This is a genomic window from Streptomyces anatolicus, assembly GCF_019400875.1.
In the GTDB taxonomy this organism is placed as follows: Bacteria; Actinomycetota; Actinomycetes; order Streptomycetales; family Streptomycetaceae; genus Streptomyces; species Streptomyces anatolicus.
This window is the reverse complement of sequence record NZ_WMBF01000479.1, coordinates 1-4,829: the sequence shown is the minus strand read 5'-3', so window position 1 is coordinate 4,829 and position 4,829 is coordinate 1. Positions and strand designations below refer to the sequence as shown.

The window sequence follows — 4,829 nt, the reverse complement described above, 5'->3', positions numbered from 1 at the left end:
CCCCGAGAAGCGTCCACCGCCCAGCGGCATCGCCCTCGGCGGCAGAGTCGGCGGGCTCCGGAACCGTCAGCAGCACCACCTCCCGCAGGCCCTTCAACCGGCCCTCCCCCCGGAGCCGTTCGACCTTCGCCGCCTGGAGCGGGTCCTCGCAGAGGATCACCGTCGCGCCCGAGTCCGTCACCACCCACGTGACCTCCTCGTCGCCCGCCGTCGGGTAGACGGGGACCACGACCGCGCCCGCAGCGAGCGTCCCGAAATGGGCGTGGGTCCACTCGGGGCGGGTCTCGGCGAGGATCGCCACGCGGTCGCCGGGACGGACGCCGAGGGCGAGCAGGGCGCGGCCCACCTGGCGTGCGCGGTCCCGCAGCCCCACGTAGGAAAGCTCGGTCCACGCCCCGTCGCGGCGGAACCGCAGCGCCGGAAGATCGCCGTATCGGTCCGCCGCCCACTCCGCCAACAGGGCGAGAGTGGCCGGGAGTTCCGCCGCCGTCAGGGGGTCCTTCCGCGTCTGCTGCATGCGTACGACGCTAGGGAGCGCACCCCGCGCACGGGATGACGCGAAACGTCAGCGACGCTGGCCGGGGCGCTCAGCGCGGCGCTACCGTCATGGCATGGCCAGGCGGACGATCACCGTGCACCATGTGCGGGCCGTGCTGCGCGGTGCCGAACGGCGCGGCGTCGACACCGTGCCGTTGCTGCGGGGCGCCGAGATCCCGCCGCTGCTCCTCGGCGACGACCGGGCCCGCGTGAGCGTCCCGCAGTTCGCCCGGCTCTTCCGGGAGCTGTACCGCGCCACGCAGGACGAGTTCCTCGGCCTCGGCTCCGCCGTCAGCAGGCCGGGCACGTTCGCGATGATGTGCCAGGCCTCGCTCGGCTGCCGTGACCTCGGGGCCGCGGTGCAGCGGGGCGTCACCTTCTACGGCCTCTTTCCCGGCGGCCCCGACCTCGTCCTGGAACGCCGGGGCGACGAGGCCGTGTTCGGCGTCCGCAGCGACCTGGAACAGGACTACTTCCTCGCCGAGTGCCTGGTCATCATCTGGCACCGCCTGTGCAGCTGGCTGATCGGCCGCCGCATTCCGCTGCGCTGGGCGGAGTTCGGGCATCCGCCGCCCCCGCACAGGGACGAGTACGCGCTGCTCTTCGGCTGCCCCGTGCGGTTCGGCGCGGGGCGCACCGGCGCCGGGTTCGCCACGCACTGGCTGGACGCGCCGCTGGTCAGGGACGAGGAGGCGCTGGACGAGATGCTGCGCCGCGCGCCCTTCGAGCTGCTGACCCGCCGCGAGTACGGCACGACCGTCGCCGAGCAGGTGCGCCGCACCCTCGCGCGCTCCCTGCGCTCCTCGCCCCGGCTCCCCTCGCTCGGCGAGGTCGCGGCCCGGCTCGCGGTGAGCCCGGCGACGCTGCGGCGGCGGCTGGCCGAGGAGTCCACGTCGTACCAGCAGCTGAAGGACGCGGTGCGGCGGGACGCGGCGATTGCGGGCCTCGCCGAGGGCCATGAGCCGATCGCGGACCTCGCGGCGCGGCTCGGCTTCTCCGAGGACACGGCCTTCCACCGGGCGTTCCGCCGCTGGACGGGGACGACGCCGGGTGCGTACCGCATAAGCCGGGGCGGTCTCGGCTGAGGCCGGCAAAGCGGCGGTCGGCGAAGCTTGAGGGGGCGAAGCTGCCATCGGCAAAGCTGCGGTCAACGAAGCTGAGCGTCCCGGTCAGCCCTCCGCTTACTCACCAGTCACTACGGTCGAGGCCCGAAGTTCCCAGCCCCTGTGCACAGTTGGGAGAGCCGCATGCACATACGCACCAGCTTCCGGTCGTGGGCCGTGGTGGCCGCGCTCGGCCTGTCGGCCGTCACCCCGCTCGGCGCGGCCCACGCCGCGGGGACCGGCACGACCGCGGAGAGCGGCGCGGCCGCGTCCCCGGGTGACATCGTCAGCTCCGAGCCGAGCAGCTTCCACCCCCTGCCGGGCCAGCCGACGAACACCAAGGCCTGGAAGATCCACTACCGCTCGACGACGGCCAAGGGCGAACCCAACACCGTCTCCGGCACGGTCATCGTGCCGCAGGACGGCAGAACGGGCCCGCGCCCCCTGATCACGTACGCGGTGGGGACGGTCGGCGTGGCCGACCGCTGCGCGCCGAGCGCGGGCTTCCCGAAGGGCACCGCCGTGGAGGCCAACCTCATCCAGCAGCTCACCTTGCGCGGCTGGGCGGTGGCCGTCACCGACTACGAGGGCCTCGGCACCCCCGGCGACCACACCTACACCGTGGGCCGCTCGGCCGGCCAGGCGATGCTGGACGCGGCCCGCGCCGCGATCCGCCACCCCGAGGCGGGCCTCGGGAAGGACACCCCGGTCGGCATCATGGGCTACTCGCAGGGCGGCCAGGCCTCCTCCTGGGCGGCCGAGCTGCACGGCTCGTACGCCCCCGACCTCGACGTCAAGGGCACGGCGACCGGCGGCGTCCCCGGCGACCTGATGAAGGTCGCGGAGTTCAACGACGGTTCGTACGGCTCGGGCCTGATATTCATGGCGGCGATCGGCCAGAACGCGGCCTTCCCCGAGCTGCGGCTCGATTCCTATCTGAACCCGGTCGGCAGGACGCTCATCGGCGCCATGAAGAACACGTGCGTGGCGGACGGGGCGGTGCTCGGGTCCTTCAAGACGATCGACTCGATGACGACCAAGAACCCTCTCGAACAGCCCGACTGGCAGCGGCGCCTGCGCGAGTCGCAGGTCGGCACCGCCAAGCCGGCCGCGCCGGTGTACCTGTACCACGCGCTGGCCGACGAGCTGATCCCGTACGGCGTCGGCAGGCAGGTCCGTGCCGACTGGTGCGCGAGGGGCGCGAACGTCGAGTGGCACACCATCCCGATAGGTGAGCACGTCAGCGGGGTGATCACGCAGTCACCCCTGGCCGCCCAGTGGCTGGCGGACCGCTTCGCGGGGAAGCCGGCGAGGAGCAACTGCTGAGGTAGCCGGCTGGGTTGGGGCGGCCCCGGGTGGAGGCCGTCCCAACCTGGCTGCCCCGTAAAGGTGTAGGTGCCTCCGAGCGGTGTCAGATCCCTCATCTGAGCCTTCCCCCGTACGCATCATCCTCGGCGAGCCGCCGGGCCAGGTCGATCTTCGTCAAAGCCGGGCGGCCTGCCTGTCGGTACTTCTCCTTCACCTGGTCCAGGTAATACTTCGCGGTGTTGACGGTGATCCCCGCGCGCCGGGCGGTGGCTTTCAGGGTCAGCCCGGAGGCGTAGTCGCGCAGCACCTGACGTTCCCGGGGAGCCAGGTGCGGTCGGTTCGGGGTGGTGTCCTTCACCCAGCCGAAGGCGAGTTCAGGAGAGTGCGCCGTCCCACCCGCGGCCACGGTCTCGACGGCCTCCACCAGGGTGTCCAGGGCGTGGTCCTTGGTGAGGTAGCCGTCGGCGCCGGCCGCCACGGCCGCCACCACCCGGGCGTGGTCGGCGATCGTGCTGATGACCAGGACCTTGCTCCCGGCCGCCCGCACACGGCGCACGTTCGCCTCCGGGCGGGAACCGTCCCCCAGTACGAGGTCGAGGAGCACCACGGCGGCCGTCCGGGCGGGGCCCGCCAGCAGGGCGTCGACCGTCGGCACGGTTCCGATGAGGCGCAGGCGCTGCTGGCCGGACAGCCAGGCGCGCAGCCCGTCGAGGAGCATGCGGTCGTCGTCGACCACCGCGATGTCGATCACGCCGGCCACCGCAGTTCGACCACTGTTCCCTCACCTGGCCGGCTGTCCACTTCCGCGCTGCCTCCGATGGCGGCCATCCTGCCGTGCACGGAGCGGCGCAGTCCGGTCCCGGCACGGCGGTGGCTCCGGTCGGACGTGTCGAAGCCGATGCCACGGTCGGCCACGACTACCTCGACACCACCGGTGCTGCCGAAGACGGTGAGGTAGGCCAGCGGGGTCCGCGCGTGCTTGTGTACGTTGTTCAGTGCTTCGGACACCGCGGCGGCCAGGGCGTGGGCGACCTCCCGGGGCAGGTCCGGCACCGCGTCGTACTGCGCGGTCACCTTCAGGCCGAGGCTTTCCGCGGAGCGGGCGGCCTCCTCCAGGGCGGCCCAGGTACTCATCCCGCCGGGTGCGGGCAGGCCGCTGTGCCGGGGCGGCTCCTCGTAGGCTTGCACGAGCCGGCGCAGGTAGGCCGCTTCGCGGGCGCAGCGGTCGCGGACGGCGGGCGCATTGGCGTCCACCCGGCCGGCGGCGATGGTGGTCAGGGTGGCGAGCACGGTGTCGTGCAGTGCCGCGTGGTGCGCCACCCGCTCCGCCTGCCGCGCCCGCGCGGTCTCGGCGACGACGGCCCGTTCCTGCGCGAGGTCCAGCCGGGACCCCTGACGCCGGAGGTACCACCAGCCCGCTCCGGCGAGGGCCGCGGCTTCGACGACCGCCGTGAAGTGATCGAAAAGGGCCGGCAAGGTGGGGCTGGCGACCACCTCGTAGACGCTCAGTGACGTGCTCAGCAGGAGCAGGACCGCCCAAGCGGCACCTCGCAAGCCGAGCGCCACCATGGCGGCCGCTGCCGAGGAAAGGGCCTGCACCATCAGCCAGCCGTGCGGTTCCACCGCCGGGCCGTCACCGATCGCTGCGACGGCGACCCACGGGAACACACAGCCGGTCAGCAGTACATCGGCCCAGACCCATCGCGGATGAAACCAGCCGCGCAGGAGGGCCGACCCGTAGAGGAGCAGGGTGACGGCGCCCACGGCGGCCAGGAGGCCGACGCTGCGCCAGTCGGACGGACCGGTGGCCACGACGTCGGCCGCGTACACCAGGTGCGCGATCCGAAAGAGCCCGACGGCCTTCACAGCGAACCCCCGTGC

The 4,829-nt window shown here is 72.9% G+C and carries 5 protein-coding genes; 2 read left to right on the top strand and 3 right to left on the bottom strand.

Going from position 1 to position 4,829, the window contains the following annotated elements; genetic code table 11:
• The coding region (locus tag GKQ77_RS27825; RefSeq protein WP_219691684.1) for an AMP-binding protein at positions 1-517 on the bottom strand (517 nt) is incomplete at its 3' end.
• A 94-nt stretch (positions 518-611) separates the two neighbouring features.
• Here GKQ77_RS27825 and GKQ77_RS27820 point away from each other — a divergent pair.
• Both GKQ77_RS27820 and GKQ77_RS27815 read left to right on the top strand, forming a co-directional pair.
• On the top strand, positions 612-1,622 hold the full coding sequence (locus tag GKQ77_RS27820) for an AraC family transcriptional regulator (protein WP_219691683.1): 1,011 nt from the start codon (positions 612-614) through the stop codon (positions 1,620-1,622).
• A 162-nt stretch (positions 1,623-1,784) separates the two neighbouring features.
• On the top strand, positions 1,785-2,966 hold the full coding sequence (locus GKQ77_RS27815; RefSeq protein WP_219691682.1) for a lipase family protein: 1,182 nt from the start codon (positions 1,785-1,787) through the stop codon (positions 2,964-2,966).
• 94 nt (positions 2,967-3,060) lie between these two features.
• Here the strand turns inward: GKQ77_RS27815 and GKQ77_RS27810 are convergent, their stop codons facing one another.
• Both GKQ77_RS27810 and GKQ77_RS27805 read right to left on the bottom strand, forming a co-directional pair.
• Complete coding sequence (locus GKQ77_RS27810) at positions 3,061-3,699, bottom strand: response regulator (protein ID WP_308117812.1); 639 nt, start codon at positions 3,697-3,699, stop codon at positions 3,061-3,063.
• The coding region (locus tag GKQ77_RS27805) for a sensor histidine kinase (protein WP_219691680.1) at positions 3,696-4,829 on the bottom strand (1,134 nt) is incomplete at its 5' end. The genes GKQ77_RS27810 and GKQ77_RS27805, both read right to left, overlap by 4 nt.

Bases quoted from the DNA above. Each gene is read 5' to 3' on its own strand.
- GKQ77_RS27820 (WP_219691683.1), top strand. From the start codon at position 612: ATGGCCAGGCGGACGATCACCGTGCACCATGTGCGGGCCGTGCTGCGC.
- GKQ77_RS27815 (WP_219691682.1), top strand. From the start codon at position 1,785: ATGCACATACGCACCAGCTTCCGGTCGTGGGCCGTGGTGGCCGCGCTC.